Here is a 16,888-nt window from a genome sequence, read left to right on the forward strand (position 1 = left end):
CAGATTTTGCTTCTGAACGACATTCTCGGTCTTTTATCAGTCGCCCGTGGCAAGTTTCATTTCATCGTTGGAATGGCGCTGCTGCTCCTCCATGACCAACAGGCCAAGTTCGCGTTTCAGTTTGTTGAACTCTGGCGAAGCCGGATCACGCGGGCGGGGTATCTGGACAATGTGATCGCGCTTGACCGTACCTGGGCGGTAAGTCATCACAACAATGCGGTCAGCGAGATAGATTGACTCCTCTATCGAATGGGTGACAAAGAGAATCGTCTTGCCTAGCTTCTGCCAGATGCGCAGCAATTCATCCTGCAAATTGCGCCGGGTCAGCGCATCGAGAGCACCGAAGGGTTCATCCATCAGCATGATTGGCGAATCGAGCGCCAACACACGGGCAATGGCTACGCGCTGGCGCATGCCACCGGACAAATCTTTTGGAAAACGGTCGCGAAAATCAGTGAGGTGCAACAACGCCAGCAACTGATTGACCGTCGAATCGATCTCCGACTTCGACTTCTTCTGCACTTCAAGGCCAAACGCAATATTCTGAGAAATGCTCATCCACGGGAATAGTGCGTATTCCTGAAACACCATGCCACGATCCGGGCCAGGCCCGATGATGTTCTTGCCCTCGACGGTAATCTCCCCATCCGAAGGCAGCGCAAAGCCAGCCACGGCGTTGAGTAGCGTTGACTTGCCACAGCCCGAAGGGCCCAGCAAACAAACGAACTCCCCCTGCTTGATCTCCAGATTGATATCCTTCAGCGCAATGACATCCTTGCCCGGCGTCTTAAAGACCTTCTGTACGTTGTTGATGATGATTTGGGCCATGCTATTGCTCCAGGCCGCGATGCCAGCGCAGCAAATGGTTATTTAGTCGACTGACAGCGGTATCGATAAGGAGTCCGAGCATGCCGATGGTGATCATGCCTGCGATGATTTTGTCCGACCACATGAACTCCCGAGCCTCAAGAATCCTGAAGCCCAGGCCATCGTTGACCGCAATCATTTCGGAAACGATCACGACGATAAACGCGGTGCCGATACCGATGCGCACACCCGCCAGGATGTAGGGTGTCGCGGCTGGCAGGATGATGCGGCTAAACATCGTCCACTGATTAACCCCCAGATTACGTGCAGCGCGCAGGTAGATTCCATCGACCTGACGGACACCGGCAATGGTATTCATCAATACGGGGAAAAAAGCACCAATGGCAATCAGGAAGAAGGACGGTGGATTGCCCAGCCCGAACCAGAGGATAGCCAGCGGAATATAAGCAATGGGTGGAATCGGCCGCAGTATCTGCATCAGCGGGTTGAGCAGCTGGTAGATGCGGTTGCTGGCCCCCATTAGAAGGCCGACGGGCAACGCCAGCGCGGCACCGATGATGAAACCGACGATCACGCGGTAGAGGCTGGAGTAAGCGTCATGCAGTAGTTCGCCGGAGAATAGCCAGGCGAGATAGCTCTGGTTGGGTTCCTGCGATTGCAGCGGCAGCAGATAGGCCCACCACTTGATTGCGACTGCAGTGGGAGAAGGCAGAAGAACCGCCGAGAACAACCCGAAACGCGAACCAGCTTCCCAGAGAATCAATATCACCACCGGGACCAGCAGCCCCTCGGCAAAGCTCTTGAGTTTGTACATCATTGCGTCACCTTTAGATCGGCCTTAGCCTTTTGCAGCAAGTCAAGCTTGACCCACTCGGCCGCCTTCGGTGGCTTGCTCATCTTGCCCGCACCATACTTGGCCATGTAACCGGTGGTGATGTCGATATGCTCGAGGGTAACGTCGTACGTGTATTGCGCATTTTCCATGGCGTCCTTGAAGTCCTGTGGACTGAGTTGTCCCTTGAACATCTGCTCGCGCACGTATTTGTCGGCCAAAGCCATATCTTTGTTGAATAGTAAGGTCGACTCTACAAAACAGGTGACAACACGCTGCGCAACGTCGGGGGCTTCCTTGTACATTTTTTCGGTCATGACGAGCAGGCGAGAAGGGCTGCCCATCGCTGTGTTGTAGGGCTTGGTGATTTCGATTCCGATGTTCTTGCTGAGTGCTTGTGTTGCCTGCGGCTCGGCTTGATTCATAGCGTCTATTTGCTTGGTGACCAAGGCATTGTTGAGATCGGCAAAAGCGAGGAAAACTATCTGCACATCCTTGCCCGGTTTGTCAGACCAGGTCAGGCCTGCAAGCTCAAGCTCTCCATAGAGCATTAGCTCCAGCGCAGTACCGCGAGTTACGGCGACACGCTTGCCTTTAAGGTCTTTCATACTTTTTATGCCACTGTCGGCTCCGGCGATGATGCGCGCGCCTCCGGTCGAGAAACCAGCCAGAGCAAAGATTGGCACACCGTTAGAGCGCCCGGAAATGGCTGCCTCCGAGCCAAAAGCGGCGATATCGAGGTCACCCGAGATGATCGCCGGAAGCATGTCAGTACCTTTAGAAAAAACCCGCTCTTCAACCTTCAAACCGTATTTGCTGCAATGGTCCTTCATGTACGAGACGGCCCCGAAATGTGCCAGTTTGAGATTGCCGAGACGGACGACATCCTGGGCTTGAGTGGGTGAAGCCGCCAATAAAAGAGGGCTGCCTGCGAGCAAGAGTGCAATGCGGAAAATAGAGTTTTTCATTTTGTCTGCTTCTTGTTGTAAGGAAAATGTGACTGACAAATCGTTTTGGTATTGCTCGGTTACGCTGAACTCGGAGGGTTCCACTGTTGCTTGATGTAATCGTGTTTGGGAACCGGCTGCAGAAAAACGCAGCATTGAACCCACTGATCCGGGTGGGTGGCATCAATGGCTTGTCCTAGGTGCTCCAGAACCATCTGGATCATCGCTCGCTGCATTTCGGCAGGCCTTGGATTAGTCAGAACCAACGTCGCGATAACTTGTTGGGCGCTCGGATCATCAGCTGAAACAGCCGCGGTACAGGGGTGGATGCGGGATTTAAGATCTGACAGCCTGGCCCAGCCTTCATTGGCCAGCCCGGTGTGCAGCTTGTTCAGGATATTTGCCCAGTCGATGACATCGATAATCCCAGCGCTTGCTTCAATTTTGATATGTGGCATGGCAGACCCGTTTGGCCAGGAGAGGAGAAAAAAGACTGCGGTGGAAAAGCTGGCTACCACCACATTTGACGGTCACCAGTATCCCCAATAGGATTTGCCAAGGTAAATTCACTTTTTTCTTTAAAAAACATCGGAAAAACCTATTAAAAATCGCGACCCTCTTGAAGTCATTTCGTTGCGCCAATTGCGCTATTTCAGCGCAGCGATGGAATGCAGCAGCTTTAACGAAGCCGCGAAATCATGTTCGATTTCGCAACCTGCCTTGTCTGAACAAATTGCCGCTCTGGAGATGACGCTCGGGCTCAGGCTATTTGATCGCAGTGGGGGGCGCGCCAGACCGACACAACCGGCCAATCAACTTCATCTGCAGATTTCAGCTTGCCTTGGCGATCTCCAGGCGGCATTGCGCAGCATCAGCGATCGCTCGCAAGAGGTTGGCGGGCTGGTGCGCATAGGGCTCGTACAATCCTATGGCGAATGTTGGGTTTTACCGGTTGTCCGCCGGGCGCAAGAGCAATGGCCTGCGTTGTCCGTATCTCTACGCCGGCGTAGCGCGCAGGCATTGACCGATGGTGTCCTGCGCGGAGATTTCGAACTGGCGGTGACATTTGATCCTGAACCTTCCGCGGACCTGGAGATTACGAAGTGCTTCCAGGAGCAGTTTGTGGCGATTAGCAACGCGCCGCACAACGGAGAAAGCATCGATTTGGTAACGCTTGCCCAAGTTAAATTAGCGTTGCTGCCCAGCGAGTACATGATGCGACGGCAACTAGACGCAGCCTTTGCCAAGGCCCGACTTAAGCCGTGCGTTTATCTTGAGTCAGATGTTTTGTCTGATTTGGCAGAGGCTACGCGCTACAACAATGTGACCGCTGTCATGAACACCATGGCGGCGCTCAGCTTGAACATGCTTGATGGGGCTCGCCCGATTTCTGCACCCGGCTTGCATCGCTCTGCATACCTGATTCGTTCCCGAAAGCGTTATCACACCAGCGCCTCCTTGCATTTGTGGGAAGCATTGCGCGAAGGAGTTCCACCATTGCCAGCGGCATTTGTTCTTCGCGACGTGTGAGGCGGATCTGCCCTTGAAATAGTTCTAAACCGCCCGCCCGTCAACTTTGAGTGCACGCTGAGTGCAGTTAACGTCACATCGACAGCACTTAAAGACGTTTGGCGACGTTATCAACAAAATGATACCGCCGCCCTTCCCACCTCACCGTCAAAAATCGACTGTCGCTGACAACAGATAAGTCCGCGGCGTCGACAGCGTCAAACCCGGCTCGCTGTCGTCCGAAGCGCCCGCCGAACTCCAATAGCGTTTATCCATCACGTTCTCGATGTTGGCACGCAGGGTAATGTTTTTGTCATCGACTTTGAACGCGTAACGCGTGCCTACGTCGAAGCGCTCCCAGGAGTCGATTTCCTTCTCGTTGGACTGATCCAGATACTGCGAGCTGGAATAGATTCCGCGCCCGGTCAGCGTCAACCCCTGCACAGTCGGCACGTCCCATTCGGCCCCCAGGTTGACGTTGTATTTCGGCGTGGCCGGCGCGCGGTTGCCATCGAAAGTGCCGTTGGTGGTGTGGGTCAATTCGCTGTCGACATACATCACACCGCCGAGCAGCCGGAAACCTTTCAGCGGCTCACCGAACATACTCAGCTCCACCCCATTGTTCTGCCGTTTGCCGTTCGGGCCGAACACCCGCGTCGTGGCGTTGGTTTCGTAGGCTGGCTGTTTGATCCGGAACACCGCAGCGGTCAAGGCGTAAGCGCCGGCGTCGTATTTAGCGCCGACCTCGACCTGGCGGCTGATGAACGGCGGGAAGATTTCATCCTCGTTCACCGAGGTCGAAGGCGCGATCTTGCCCTGACTCAGGCCTTCCATGTAATTGGCGTACAGCGACAATTTGTCGGTGGCCTTGAACAGAATGCCCCCCGAAGGCGAAATCTTTTCCTCGTCGTAAGCGGTGTCGCCCTTCACATCGTCGCTCCAGTCGTCGACCTTGACCCGCTGCCAGCGCGCGCCGAGGGTCAGCAACAGGCGATCATCAAAGAAGCCCAGCGTGTCGGACAACGCCACGCCGCTGAAGCGGTTTTCGGTATAGACCTTGGCATCTTGACGCGTCGGTGTGCCGGGCTTGGCAGTTGTCACCGGGTCGTAAAGGTTGCTGCGTCCTGCCGCATAGCGGGCGCCGCCGTTTTCGAAGTCCATGTAGAAATAGCTGGCGGCCAGGTTGACCTCATGGCTGACCGGGCCGGTATGGAACCAGTTACGCACGCCAGCCGTGGCCGTACGAACGTTCTCGTCGCGGGTGAAATCCCGTGGCTGCACGCTGAAATCGCCAGCGTCGTTGGTGACGGAAACGGCATGGCGCAGGAAGTCATGGTTGCTTTTACGCGCGCCGACACCGCCGTACACCAACACCGAATCGCTGACATCGAACTCACCGTTGACGGTGCCAAAGGTGTCCTTGGTTCGCGCCTGGCTCCAGGGCTGCGCGTAGTTGTTTCGCACGTCGTTGGCGTTTGGAACCTTCGCGTTGGCCGCCACCTGAACACGTTCTTGCGGGGCGTCAGTATCGCGCTCGGTATGACCGATGTCGGTCGACAGGCGCAGACGATCGCCACGAAAGTCCAGGCCAAGTACCGCCATATCGCGATCGATACGCTGGTGATCCCATTCAGTGTCGCCAGACTGTTTGACGCCGTTGAAACGCAGGCCGAATTGGTTGTCCTCGCCGAAACGTCGACCGACGTCCACTGCCCCCCCAAGTTGATTGTTGGAGGCGTAACTGGTCGTCAACGAAGTAATTGGCTTGTCGGTAGCATGCTTGGGCACCACGTTGATCCCGCCGCCAACACTGCCCCGAGGCGAAATGCCGTTAATCAGTTGGCTCGGGCCTTTGATGATGTCGACGCGGTCGGCCATTTCCATGTCGATCGTGTACGTTGGCAATACGCCGTAGAGCCCGTTATAGGCAACGTCACTGTTGAACAGACTGAAGCCGCGGATGGTGAATTGCTCGTAACGCCCCCCTGCCGGGTTGGTCGCGCGCACCGAAGGATCACTGGCGATCAGATCCCCCAGGGTCCGGGCCTGCTGGTTCTTGACCGCTTCGCTGGTATAAGTGGTCATGCTGAACGGAGTTTCCATGAAGTCCTTGGACCCCAACAGCCCTTGCGAACCACGCCGTGCGACCTGGCCGCCGGCAAACACGTCGGCATCCGACGAGCCGGTGGCGCCGAGAATCGAGGTCGGCGCCAGTTCCAGACTGCTGCCGTCCGCCGCCGGAACCAGGATGTAGGCATTGCCGCCCACTGGCTGCAACTGCAAACCACTGCCCAGCAACAAGCGAGTGAAGCCCTCCTCCACCCCGTATTCGCCGGACAGCCCTGCGCTGTTACGCCCGCTGACCAGTGCCGGGTCTACCGACAGATTGACCCCGGCCAAACCGGCAAAGCGCGTCAACGCCGTGCTCAGATTACCGGCCGGTACCTGATAGCTGCGGCGCTCTGCGCCATCGGCCCAACTGGTCGACATCAACAAGGGGCTGGCACTCAGGCTCAGCAGCAGACTCAATTGCAACAACGGACGCAAACGACTTGGGAATACTGCGGGCATTGGAAAAAGCTCTCGATTTTGTTCACTTGCCTGAAATGACCAGCGAGGCGAAAAAAAGGGACAGCCTTCAGCTAAAGTTTTTCCGCGGGACGAGAGAAACCCAGAAACGGGTGCGCGTATGGACGTCGATTGGCAGACTCGCCGCCAGTAATGAAAGGACTTGATCAGTGTTGTCGAGGCGGAAACTGCCGGTGATGCGCAAGGACTCCAGTGCCGGATCCCAGCGCAACAGCCCGGAACGATAACGGCTCAACTCCCGCAGGAAATCCCCCAGTGGTTGGTTCTGCGCCATCAACACACCTTCACGCCAGCCCGGCATCAAGGCATCGAACGCTGCGACACGCCCGGCGCCGGACGCTTGCAGACTGACCTGCTGGCCCTGACTCAACATCAGCGCCGGCCCTTGCAGCGGCTGCAACTGCACCGCGCCGCTGACCACCGAAACGCGGCATTCACGTTCGCTGAGGCGCAGGCAGACTTCGCTGCGACTGACGCTGATCCGCCCGTAAGGTGCGTTGATCATCAAGGCTGAGTCGCCGGGAACCTTGAGCGCCATCTCGCCTCGCACAAGCGTCAATTGACGGGCAACCAGATCGATGTTGACCGCGCTGTCCGTGTTCAACTGCAACGAACTGCCATCCGCCAGCTGTAATTGACTGTGTTCACCGGTGCCGGTGTGCAGATCGGCCCGCCAGGCGTCCAGCGGCAATTGCCGACTGATCAGCCACGCCGCCGGCACCAGCGCCGCCAGACCGAGCGCGCGTTTCAGCGCTGCACGACGTTCTGGATCCGGGCGATCCAGGGTGGCCATGGCCAAAGCCAAAGGCAGGCCGCAAAAGCGTCGGCGCAACAGCTGAATCTTCTGCCAGGCGTTTTCATGGCGGTGATCGCTGCTGCGCCAGTGTTGCAGGCGCGTGTGATCATCATCCGTGGCCTCGCCCGACTCCAGCAACGCCAGCCATTGCGCAGCAGCGCGGGCCACATCACGCGTTTCGTCGCTGGGGGCAACACGCATCACAAATCCACCAGCAAACAATGCTCGTATGCCTGCGCCATGTAGCGTTTGACCGTGCGCTCAGAAACCTGCAAGCGCTCGGCAATCTCGCGATAACCCAGCCCTTCGAGCTGACTCCACAAAAACGCCCGGCGCACCGGCCGCGGCAAACCATCGAGCAACTCGTCCAGCGCTTGCAGGGTTTCCAGCAGCAGCCAGCGCTGCTCTGGCGAAGGCACGCTCTCCTCCGGCAATTGCGCCAGTGCTTGTAGATAGGCTTTTTCGAGTTGGCGGCGGGTGTAGAAATTGCTTAACAGACGTTTGCCCACGGTCAGCAGATAGGCTCGCGGTTCCTGAATATCGGCCAGGGGTTGCGCACTGGACAGCACGCGCATGAAGGTGTCCTGACTCAGATCTGCCGCATCCCAGGCGTTGCCCATCCGTCGACGCAGCCAGGTTTCCAGCCAGCCGCGGTGATCCCGATACAGGTCGTGCAGGTTCTGCTCCGAGGGCGCCGCTGCTTCAATCATCTCAAGAGACCCTGCGCGAAGTTAGATTCAAATGAGACTGATTCTAATTAACTTCGCGAATGAGACAAAGGTCTTTTTACGGGTCAGGCCATGTGTGAGCGCTTGAGGGTCTCGCTCGGGAGCTCTTTGAACAACGCTCGGTAGCTGCTGGAAAACCGCCCCAGGTGCCAAAACGACCAATGCATCGCGACCTCGGCAACCGTGGTTTCCGTCGGCCTGCGCTTGAGCAACTCGCGGTGCGCACTGTTCAACCGGCGCAGTCGCAACCAATGGCTTGGCGTCATCCCGGTGAAGTGCTTGAAGGCTTGCTGCAACTGCCGCAGCGGAACACCCGCCACGTGCGAAAGCTCCAGCAGATTCAGCGTCTCTTCGGGTGAATCCGCCGCCCATTCTCCGATGCGCTTCATGATCATTCGCTCCTCGGTCCGGCGCTGCAAACCGCCGCGATCCAGATGCACTCGAGCGTTATCGAGGATGAACAGACAGTCCTCAAGCAACTGTTGAGTCAGCGCCTCTTTTTCAACCAGATCAATGGGTTGCGTCAACTTCGTGAGAGTCGAGCTTAACCAGCGACTGAACAAGGCGTTCTGCCCGCCATTGAGCGGCGCCATGAACAGGCCTTCAAGTTTGGCCACATCCAGACCGTGCTGACGGACGAATTCGGGGCCGAACACCACGGCAATTTCCTGGTAGTTCTCCGGGGTGATCCAGATGTTGCGGCTCTCTTCATTGAGCAGGTACAGCGCGTTGTCACTGCGATCAAAACAGAACGCCAAAGCACCCGATGGCGCGCTGAAATTTTGCTCGACCCGGGTGTTCATCTGCTCTTCGTAGACCTCGACACCCTGCAGATCCAGATAGCGAATCTGTCCGGCGAAATGGCCTGGCGACATCTGTTGGTAATGCTGAACCCAGCCCGGCGTGGCGCGGACTTGCTCGGCCACATCGGCGGTATTGAACGCTTGAACCTGGAGCGAATTGCACGTTGTCATGGGGTGACCTTGCGCACTCTCTTGGTGCGCTTTGGTGTGTTTAAAGTGGATAGATGGAACTGCAAGGCTCGCCCAAGATAGTCGTCAACGCGCTACAGGGGAAGGGGCGGAAGATGAAACCCGCCCTCCCCGGCGTCAATAAAACCAATAACGAGGTCTTTATGAATGCCCCTTTCGATCAGCTGTTCACTTGGCTGAAAGATCACAAGATTACCGAAGTTGAATGTGTGGTCAGCGACCTGACCGGCATTGCCCGCGGCAAAATCGCACCGACCAACAAGTTCCTGCATGAGCGAGGCATGCGCCTGCCGGAAAGTGTGCTGCTGCAAACGGTAACCGGGGACTTTGTCGACGACGACATCTACTACGACCTGCTCGACCCGGCCGACATCGACATGGTCTGCAAGCCTGTGGCGGATGCGGTCTACGTGATTCCATGGGCGATCGAGCCGACAGCCATCGTCATCCACGACACCTTCGATAAATTCGGCAACCCGATCGAACTGTCGCCACGCAACGTGTTGAAGAAAGTCTTGCAGCTGTACACCGATAAAGGCTGGAAGCCGATCGTCGCGCCGGAAATGGAGTTCTATCTGACTCAGCGCTGCGAAGACCCGGACCTGCCGCTCAAGGCACCACTGGGCCGCTCGGGCCGTGCTGAAAGTGGTCGTCAGTCATTTTCCATCGATGCCGCCAACGAATTCGATCCGCTGTTCGAAGACGTCTACGACTGGTGCGAACTGCAAGGTCTGGACCTCGACACACTGATCCACGAAGACGGCCCGGCGCAGATGGAAATCAACTTCCGTCACGGCGACGCGCTGGATCTGGCCGACCAGATCACCGTGTTCAAACGCACCATGCGTGAGGCATCGCTCAAGCACAACGTCGCGGCGACGTTCATGGCCAAGCCGGTGGGCGACGAGCCGGGTAGCGCCATGCACATTCACCAGAGCGTGGTGGACATCGCCACCGGCAAACCCGTCTTCGCCACCGCTGACGGGCAGATGAGCGAACTGTTCCTGCACTACATCGGCGGTTTGCAGAAGTACATCCCGAAAGTCCTGCCGATGTTTGCGCCCAACGTGAACTCGTTCCGCCGCTTCCTCCCGGACACCTCGGCGCCGGTGAACGTCGAATGGGGCGAAGAAAACCGCACCGTCGGCTTGCGTGTGCCGACGTCCAGCCCTGAGGCGATGCGCGTGGAAAACCGCTTGCCGGGCGCCGACGCCAACCCGTATCTGGCGATTGCCGCGAGTCTGCTCTGCGGTTACCTCGGCATGGTCGAGAAGATCGAGCCGAGCGCGGGCGTCGAAGGTCGCGCTTACGAGCGCCGCAACCTGCGCCTGCCGATCACCATCGAAGAAGCGCTGACGCAAATGGAAGAGTGCGCCACCGTCGCCGAGTACCTGGGCAGCAAGTTCGTCCGTGGCTATGTCGCGGTGAAACGTGCCGAGCATGAAAACTTCAAGCGCGTGATCAGCTCGTGGGAGCGTGAGTTCCTGATGATGAGCGTTTAAGTAACACCACCTGACCCTGTGGGAGCGGGCTTGCCCGCGATGGCTTTGGCACATCCAACAATGTTGCTGAAGCCACCACCCTCATCGCGGGCAAGCCCGCTCCCACAGGGAACCAAACAAATCCAAGAAGAGGTGTCGATATGCGTCTATTGAAATCCCTGATCCCGCTCAGTCTGAGCGTTCTGTTCAGCGCCGTAGCCCACGCCCAGCCACAGGTCAGCGTCTACAACTGGACCGACTACATCGGTGAAACCACCCTCGCCGACTTCCAGAGCCAAACCGGGATCAAGGTGATCTACGACGTTTTCGACTCCAACGAAACCCTCGAAGGCAAACTCCTCGCCGGCCGCACCGGCTATGACGTGGTGGTGCCGTCCAACCACTTTCTCGCCCGTCAGGTAAAAGCCGGGGCGTTCCTCAAACTGGACCGCGCGCAACTGCCCAACTGGAAAAACCTCGACCCGAAACTGCTCGAACTGCTGGAGAAAAACGACCCGGGCAACGAGCACTCCGTGCCATACCTTTGGGGCACCAACGGCATCGGCTACAACGTCGACAAGGTCAAGCAAGTGCTGGGCATCGATCACATCGATTCGTGGGCCGTGCTGTTTGAACCGGAGAACCTGAAGAAACTCAGCCAGTGCGGCGTGTCGATGATGGACTCTGCCGACGAAGTCTTCCCGGCCATCCTCAACTATATGGGCCTGGACCCGCGCAGTGAGAACCCGGAAGACTATAAGAAAGCCGAAGCCAAACTGCTGAGCATCCGCCCGTACATCACCTACTTCCACTCGTCGAAATACGTGTCGGACCTGGCCAACGGCGACATCTGCGTGGCCTTCGGTTATTCCGGCGACGTGTTCCAGGCGGCCAATCGCGCCAAGGAAGCCAAGAACGGCGTGAACATCGCCTACGCGATCCCGAAAGAAGGCGCCAACCTGTGGTTCGACCTTTTGGCGATTCCGGCCGACGCCGGCAATACCAAAGAAGCCCACGCGTTCATTAATTACCTGCTCGATCCGCAAGTGATCGCCAAGGTCAGCGGTTCGGTCGGTTATGCCAACCCGAACCCGGCCGCCAAGCAATACATGGATCAGGAGCTGGTCAACAACCCTGAGGTTTATCCGTCTCAAGCGGTGCTCGACAAGCTCTACATCTCCTCTACCCCGCCCCAGGCAATCATGCGCTTGATGACCCGGTCCTGGAGCAAAGTGAAGTCGAACAAATGAATCAGTACACCCAAGAACACGCCCGCTCCTACTACGCAGCCTCGGCTCGGGCGACCACTCCCTACCCTGTCCTGGACGGCGATCTGAGCGTCGATGTCTGCGTGATCGGCGGCGGGTTTACCGGGGTCAACACCGCCATCGAGCTGGCTCAGCGCGGGCTGTCGGTGGTGTTGATCGAGGCGCGGCGGATTGGCTGGGGCGCCAGCGGCCGCAATGGCGGCCAATTGATCCGCGGGATTGGCCACGAGGTCGAAGGTTTCGCCAAGTATGTGGGTCAGGAAGGTGTGCGCTATTTGCAGCGTGCCGGGATCGATTCGGTGGACCTGGTGCGCCAGCGCATTACAGACAACGGCATCGAATGCGATATGCGTTGGGGCTTCTGTGAGCTGGCGAATACGCCGGCGCAATTCGCCGCGTTCAAGGAAGAACAAGTCAGCCTCGCCGAACTCGGCTACGCCCATGAAACCCGACTGGTCTGGCCCGAGCAGATTCGCCAGCAAGTGGTGAATGCCGAGGGTTACGCGGGCGGTCTGATCGACATGGGCTCTGGGCATCTGCATCCATTGGATCTGGTGCAAGGTGAAGCGCGACTGGCGGCGTCACTTGGCGTGAAAATATTCGAGCAGAGCCCGGTACTGGAAATCATCCATGGCTCGACGGCTCAGGTGCGTTGCGCCACTGGCACCGTGCGTGCCGGCAGCCTGGTGCTCGGTTGCAACGCGCACCTGGATGAACTCGAACCTCAGCTGAGCGGCAAAGTGTTGCCCGCCGGAAGCTACATCATTGCCACCGAGCCGTTGTCCGAAGCACGCGCCGCGCAACTGATCCCGCACAATCTGGCCCTGTGTGATCAGAAGGTCGGACTTGATTACTACCGGCTCTCGGCGGACCGGCGCTTGTTGTTCGGCGGTGCCTGCCATTACTCCGGGCGAGATCCGGCAGACATCGCCGCCTACATGCGCCCGAAGATGCTCAAGGTCTTCCCGCAACTGGCCGATGTGCGCATTGATTATCAGTGGGGCGGCAAGATCGGCATCACTGCCAACCGTTTTCCTCAGGTCGGGCGCCTAAAACAGCACCCGAACGTGTTCTACGCCCAGGGTTACTCCGGTCATGGCCTGAACGTGACTCACTGGTGCGCAAAACTGCTCGGCGAGGCGATTGATGCCGGCCACAGTCAGGGCATGGACGTGTTCAGCGGTGTGCCGCACATGACCTTCCCCGGCGGCCCGGCCCTGCGTTCGCCCCTGCTGGCACTGGGCATGTTCTGGTATCGGTTGCGCGAGATGCTCGGCTAACACACGATCCCATGTAGGAGCTGCCGAAGGCTGCGATCTTTTGATCTTGCTTGATTTGATCGCTCCCACACAGGAGCGTGGGAACGATCACCGGCAACATCGTCAGTAATTTGCTCTATCGCCAAGCACTTCTATATTGATGAAGTGCTTTTGCGTTCCTGACGCTCAGTGCCCAATTATCAGAGGAGGACACGGATGAAGTCGTCAGCCACCAGCGAGCCGCCAGCACCGGGCCAGGCGCCCATAAAAACCCGACGCTTCAGCCTGTCGCTGGTATGGGTCGTGCCGATTATCGCGGTGCTGGTGGGCATTTCGCTGGTGGTGCACAACCTGATGCAGGAAGGGCCGACCATCACCGTCAACTTCAAGACCGGCAGCGGTCTGGTGGCAAACAAGACCGAAGTCAAATACCGCAACGTGGTCATCGGCCGGGTCACCGATGTCGAATTGAGCGATGACCAGAAAAGCGTCAACGCCACCATCAAACTGGCCAAGCAGGCCGAAAGCTTTACCCGCGAAGACTCGCAGTACTGGGTGGTACGCCCACGCATTGGCGCTGGCGGCGTGTCCGGTATCGACACCCTGCTCTCCGGCGACTATATCGGCGCCGACATCGGCCAAGCCAATAACCGCGCCAAGCAGTTCAAGGGTCTGGAGAACCCGCCGCCGATCACCTACGGCGAACCGGGCAAGCGCTTCATGTTACACACCCAGGATCTCGGCTCGCTGGACATCGGTTCGCCGGTTTACTACCGCAAGATCCCGGTTGGCCAAGTGGTCGCCTACACCCTCGCCCAGGACGGCAAAGGCGTCGATATCGAAATCTTCGTTCATTCGCCCAACGATGCCTTCGTCACCGAAAACACCCGGTTCTGGAACGCCAGCGGCATCGACGTCAGCGTTGGCGCCAACGGTTTTCAGGTCAAGACCGAGTCGTTGTCGTCGATGCTGGTCGGCGGCATCGCCTTCCGTGCGCCGGATTACAGTCCCAACGATGTAGCAGCGGCCGATGACAAAGACTTCGAGCTGTTCGAAGATCAGTTGACCGCCCTCGCCCCACCCAACGGCAAGGCGCAATACCTGAGCTTGCGCTTCGACCAGTCCCTGCGCGGCCTCAAGGTTGGCGCACCGGTGGAGTTCCTCGGCATGGAAATAGGCCGGGTGGTGGCGATCAATCTGGATTTCGACGCGAAAAAACGCAGCTTCCCGCTGAACGTCGGCATCGTCATTTACCCGCAGCGCCTCGGCCAGGCATACAAAAAAATGCTCACGGCGTTCAATCATGACCCCAACGACGAAGCCGCCGGAATACGCCTGATGGGCACCTTTATCGACAACGGCCTGCGCGCACAGGCCCGCAGCGGCAACCTGCTGACGGGCCAACTGTACGTGGCGCTGGACTTCTTCCCTAAAGCCGAAAAAGTCGTCTTCGATCCAACGGCTCGTCCCGTGGTCATACCGACCGTGCCAGGCAGCCTCGAACAGTTGCAGGAAAAACTCGAAGCGATGGTCGACAAAATCAACAAACTGCCGGTGGAACGGATCGCCAGTAACCTTGACGGCAATCTTGTCGAGTTGCGCAAAGGCCTGAGCCAGTTCAATGCGAAAACCTTGCCGGGCGTACAGAGCACCCTCGCCGACGTCAGCAAAACCCTGCAGTCCGCCAACTCCACGCTGGCCGATGACTCACCGCAGCGGGAAAAAATCAATGAGACCCTCGACGAGCTCTCTCGCATGTCGCGCTCCCTGCGTGAGTTCTCGGACTACCTGGGTCGTCATCCGGAATCGTTGATTCGCGGTCGTCCCGAAAACGCCGGGCCGATGGACCTGAAAGGACCGCCACGCAATTGAGCACAGGAGCTGAACCATGGCTTTACCGTTGAAGATCACCGTGCTCGCTGCATTTGTGCTGCTTGGTGCTTGTCGCAGCGATCCGATCAGCTTTCACACGCTGGTGCCCGCACAACCGGGTTCTGGCCGAAGCGGATCGGAGATCGCCATTGAAGGCATCACCGTGCCGCCGCAGGTCGATCGCGCGCAAATCGTCATCCGTCAAGGCAACAGTGGCCTGGCGATACTGGAGACTGAATGGTGGGGCGCGACGCTCGCGGATGAACTGCGCACTGCCTTGGTCGACCAGTTGAGCAGCGCCAGCGGCCAGCAGAAACTCTCGGTGCGCGTCGACGTGCAGCGCTTCGATTCGATCCCCGGCCAGTACGGTTTGATCGACGTCAAATGGCGTTTGCGGCCACTCGGCGCGGCTGACAGCGCACTGCTGACCTGCCGTTCCGTCCTGCAAACGCCGTCCGGACCAAGCATCGACGAACTGGTGACGGCGCAGCAAAACAACGTCAAACGTCTTGCCGCGCAAATCACTCAGGCCGCCAGTGGGTCGCGCGGTTGCCCTCCCGCCTCCTGATCAGAGATCGAAGCGATCCACTGCCCGCCGCCGCTCGTTGTCGTCACGCACATCGTAGTTGGCGGTGGTCTGGATGTTGCTGTGATGCGCCAGCTTCTGCGCAATCGACAGATCATGCTCTTCGATCACCCGGGTGATGAACGACCGCCGGAAGTCGTGGGGCATGATCTTCACCCCGACCTGTGTGCCGCGCTGGCGGGCGATGTAATAGATCGCGTGTTTGGTGATGCGTTCGCGGGTGATGTGGCTGCCACGACGGATGCGATTGAACAGAAACCCGTCATCGCTTTCACCTTCCTTGAGCTGTGAGCGACGCAGTTCCAGCCACGCATCGAGCTTCGCGAACGCCCACGCCGGAGCGTACTTGATCAGTTGTTTATTGCCTTTGCCGATGACGGTCAGGCTGCGCTCAGTGAAATCGACCTGATTCAAATCCAGATCCACCGACTCGGATTTGCGCATGCCGGTGCCGTACAGCAGCGCAATCACTGCGGCGTCACGCAAGCCCTGCGGGCGCGGGTCGGCGGCGCAGACTTCCATCAATTCGTGAATCAGTGTGCGTTTGAGATTGCGCCCCTGCGATAACCGCGTGCCGGCAATGCCTTTGACCGAACGCATTTTCAACAGGTGATCCTGAGTGATCAGGCTCATGCGCCAGGCTTCGTTCATCACCCCGCGCACGGCATTTACATAAAGCGAAGACGTATTGGGCGCGTAGTTGTCCTCACGCAAAGCCGCCACCAGTGCAACGACATCTTCAGGTTGCAAGCCGTGCCATGGAATGTCTTCGAGATTCATGTCCTCGAAACCCAGACGGTCGGCGGCGTCCTGCAAGACGTAGCGCATGGTCAGTTGGCTGGAAGGCGCCAGGCGTGCCAGATAAAGCGTTAGCGGATTAGTGTTGGACGGGGAAGATGGGGTACTGGACAAGTCAATCAAACGAAACGGCCTTGAATGGAAAACAGTTCATTACAACATGACAAAAAAACGGCAAAACCTGAATGCGACCGGTTGCCGGAAAAGGCTCACAACCTGCCGGCCAAGGGCTTAAAAGTCAATCAGGCATTCTCCGACCGGTATCCCAAGCCCTTGAACTTCCGCGTTTTTCAGACAACCGGGCGGACGTTGCAGGCGCGATAGACGAATTGAAACATGCCCTTGCCTACCCTGATCGCGGTCAACAACAGATCAACACTCATCTGGTTCGTGCGTCCGCATT

The 16,888-nt window shown here is 58.1% G+C and carries 16 protein-coding genes; 7 read left to right on the plus strand and 9 right to left on the minus strand.

Annotation, left to right across the window (positions count from 1 at the left end; genetic code table 11):
* Positions 1-36 precede the first annotated feature (36 nt).
* Genes AB4P97_RS09740 through AB4P97_RS09755 form a run of 4 tightly spaced genes read right to left on the minus strand, consistent with a single transcriptional unit; the run spans position 37 to position 3,065 of the window.
* Entirely contained in the window at positions 37-828 is a 792-nt protein-coding gene (locus AB4P97_RS09740; RefSeq protein ID WP_395602557.1) for an ABC transporter ATP-binding protein, read from the minus strand.
* Between the two features lies 1 nt (position 829).
* Positions 830-1,642 carry an ABC transporter permease gene (locus AB4P97_RS09745; RefSeq protein ID WP_220182562.1) on the minus strand — a complete coding sequence of 271 codons (813 nt, stop codon included), beginning with the start codon at positions 1,640-1,642 and terminating at the stop codon, positions 830-832.
* Entirely contained in the window at positions 1,642-2,763 is a 1,122-nt protein-coding gene (locus AB4P97_RS09750) for an ABC transporter substrate-binding protein (RefSeq protein ID WP_273878350.1), read from the minus strand. Before AB4P97_RS09750 ends, AB4P97_RS09745 begins: the two co-directional genes overlap by 1 nt.
* Complete coding sequence (locus AB4P97_RS09755) at positions 2,688-3,065, minus strand: hypothetical protein (protein ID WP_042559156.1); 378 nt, start codon at positions 3,063-3,065, stop codon at positions 2,688-2,690. Before AB4P97_RS09755 ends, AB4P97_RS09750 begins: the two co-directional genes overlap by 76 nt.
* A 175-nt stretch (positions 3,066-3,240) precedes the next feature.
* On the opposite strand from AB4P97_RS09755, the gene AB4P97_RS09760 reads away from it, so the two are divergent.
* The gene (locus AB4P97_RS09760) at positions 3,241-4,137 is read left to right on the plus strand and encodes a LysR family transcriptional regulator (protein WP_230679682.1); all 897 of its coding nucleotides are present in this window, start codon (positions 3,241-3,243) and stop codon (positions 4,135-4,137) included.
* A 147-nt stretch (positions 4,138-4,284) separates the two neighbouring features.
* On the opposite strand, the gene AB4P97_RS09765 is transcribed toward AB4P97_RS09760, so the two are convergent.
* The 4 genes from AB4P97_RS09765 to AB4P97_RS09780 form a co-directional block, all read right to left on the minus strand.
* Entirely contained in the window at positions 4,285-6,687 is a 2,403-nt protein-coding gene (locus AB4P97_RS09765; RefSeq protein WP_395602558.1) for a TonB-dependent siderophore receptor, read from the minus strand.
* Positions 6,688-6,754: 67 nt separating this feature from the next.
* Positions 6,755-7,702 carry a FecR domain-containing protein gene (locus AB4P97_RS09770; protein ID WP_395602559.1) on the minus strand — a complete coding sequence of 316 codons (948 nt, stop codon included), beginning with the start codon at positions 7,700-7,702 and terminating at the stop codon, positions 6,755-6,757.
* On the minus strand, positions 7,702-8,211 hold the full coding sequence (locus AB4P97_RS09775) for a sigma-70 family RNA polymerase sigma factor (RefSeq protein ID WP_042559152.1): 510 nt from the start codon (positions 8,209-8,211) through the stop codon (positions 7,702-7,704). Before AB4P97_RS09775 ends, AB4P97_RS09770 begins: the two co-directional genes overlap by 1 nt.
* 83 nt (positions 8,212-8,294) lie before the next feature.
* Positions 8,295-9,203, minus strand: coding sequence for a helix-turn-helix domain-containing protein (locus AB4P97_RS09780; RefSeq protein ID WP_042559151.1), 909 nt, complete (start codon positions 9,201-9,203; stop codon positions 8,295-8,297).
* A 161-nt stretch (positions 9,204-9,364) separates the two neighbouring features.
* Here AB4P97_RS09780 and AB4P97_RS09785 point away from each other — a divergent pair, with 161 nt between their 5' ends.
* The 5 genes from AB4P97_RS09785 (at position 9,365) to AB4P97_RS09805 (ending at position 15,669) form a co-directional block, all read left to right on the plus strand.
* A complete protein-coding gene (locus tag AB4P97_RS09785) occupies positions 9,365-10,723 on the plus strand; it encodes a glutamine synthetase family protein (RefSeq protein WP_395602560.1) in 1,359 nt (452 codons plus the stop codon).
* Between the two features lie 140 nt (positions 10,724-10,863).
* Positions 10,864-11,952, plus strand: coding sequence for a polyamine ABC transporter substrate-binding protein (locus AB4P97_RS09790; protein ID WP_042559221.1), 1,089 nt, complete (start codon positions 10,864-10,866; stop codon positions 11,950-11,952).
* Complete coding sequence (locus tag AB4P97_RS09795) at positions 11,949-13,250, plus strand: NAD(P)/FAD-dependent oxidoreductase (RefSeq protein WP_395602561.1); 1,302 nt, start codon at positions 11,949-11,951, stop codon at positions 13,248-13,250. The genes AB4P97_RS09790 and AB4P97_RS09795 overlap by 4 nt, the downstream gene beginning before the upstream one ends.
* 195 nt (positions 13,251-13,445) lie before the next feature.
* A complete protein-coding gene (locus AB4P97_RS09800) occupies positions 13,446-15,101 on the plus strand; it encodes an intermembrane transport protein PqiB (protein ID WP_115148086.1) in 1,656 nt (551 codons plus the stop codon).
* A 16-nt stretch (positions 15,102-15,117) separates the two neighbouring features.
* Positions 15,118-15,669, plus strand: a complete 552-nt coding sequence (locus AB4P97_RS09805) for a PqiC family protein (protein ID WP_339473546.1) — start codon at positions 15,118-15,120, stop codon at positions 15,667-15,669.
* Here the strand turns inward: AB4P97_RS09805 and xerC are convergent, their stop codons facing one another.
* On the minus strand, positions 15,670-16,515 hold the full coding sequence (xerC, locus tag AB4P97_RS09810; RefSeq protein ID WP_234451832.1) for a tyrosine recombinase XerC: 846 nt from the start codon (positions 16,513-16,515) through the stop codon (positions 15,670-15,672).
* Between the two features lie 108 nt (positions 16,516-16,623).
* On the opposite strand from xerC, the gene AB4P97_RS09815 reads away from it, so the two are divergent.
* Positions 16,624-16,809, plus strand: coding sequence for a hypothetical protein (locus AB4P97_RS09815; RefSeq protein WP_395602562.1), 186 nt, complete (start codon positions 16,624-16,626; stop codon positions 16,807-16,809).
* Positions 16,810-16,888: the final 79 nt, after the last annotated feature.

The organism is Pseudomonas sp. A1230, assembly GCF_044218825.1.
Lineage (GTDB): Bacteria > Pseudomonadota > Gammaproteobacteria > Pseudomonadales > Pseudomonadaceae > Aquipseudomonas > Aquipseudomonas iridis.

Bases quoted from the DNA above. Each gene is read 5' to 3' on its own strand.
- AB4P97_RS09775 (WP_042559152.1), bottom strand. From the start codon at position 8,211: ATGATTGAAGCAGCGGCGCCCTCGGAGCAGAACCTGCACGACCTGTAT.
- xerC (WP_234451832.1), bottom strand. From the start codon at position 16,515: ATGCGCTACGTCTTGCAGGACGCCGCCGACCGTCTGGGTTTCGAGGAC.
- AB4P97_RS09755 (WP_042559156.1), bottom strand. From the start codon at position 3,065: ATGCCACATATCAAAATTGAAGCAAGCGCTGGGATTATCGATGTCATC.
- AB4P97_RS09750 (WP_273878350.1), bottom strand. From the start codon at position 2,763: ATGCTGCGTTTTTCTGCAGCCGGTTCCCAAACACGATTACATCAAGCA.
- AB4P97_RS09745 (WP_220182562.1), bottom strand. From the start codon at position 1,642: ATGTACAAACTCAAGAGCTTTGCCGAGGGGCTGCTGGTCCCGGTGGTG.
- AB4P97_RS09805 (WP_339473546.1), top strand. From the start codon at position 15,118: ATGGCTTTACCGTTGAAGATCACCGTGCTCGCTGCATTTGTGCTGCTT.
- AB4P97_RS09795 (WP_395602561.1), top strand. From the start codon at position 11,949: ATGAATCAGTACACCCAAGAACACGCCCGCTCCTACTACGCAGCCTCG.
- AB4P97_RS09815 (WP_395602562.1), top strand. From the start codon at position 16,624: ATGGAAAACAGTTCATTACAACATGACAAAAAAACGGCAAAACCTGAA.
- AB4P97_RS09740 (WP_395602557.1), bottom strand. From the start codon at position 828: ATGGCCCAAATCATCATCAACAACGTACAGAAGGTCTTTAAGACGCCG.
- AB4P97_RS09800 (WP_115148086.1), top strand. From the start codon at position 13,446: ATGAAGTCGTCAGCCACCAGCGAGCCGCCAGCACCGGGCCAGGCGCCC.
- AB4P97_RS09790 (WP_042559221.1), top strand. From the start codon at position 10,864: ATGCGTCTATTGAAATCCCTGATCCCGCTCAGTCTGAGCGTTCTGTTC.
- AB4P97_RS09785 (WP_395602560.1), top strand. From the start codon at position 9,365: ATGAATGCCCCTTTCGATCAGCTGTTCACTTGGCTGAAAGATCACAAG.
- AB4P97_RS09770 (WP_395602559.1), bottom strand. From the start codon at position 7,702: ATGCGTGTTGCCCCCAGCGACGAAACGCGTGATGTGGCCCGCGCTGCT.
- AB4P97_RS09765 (WP_395602558.1), bottom strand. From the start codon at position 6,687: ATGCCCGCAGTATTCCCAAGTCGTTTGCGTCCGTTGTTGCAATTGAGT.
- AB4P97_RS09780 (WP_042559151.1), bottom strand. From the start codon at position 9,203: ATGACAACGTGCAATTCGCTCCAGGTTCAAGCGTTCAATACCGCCGAT.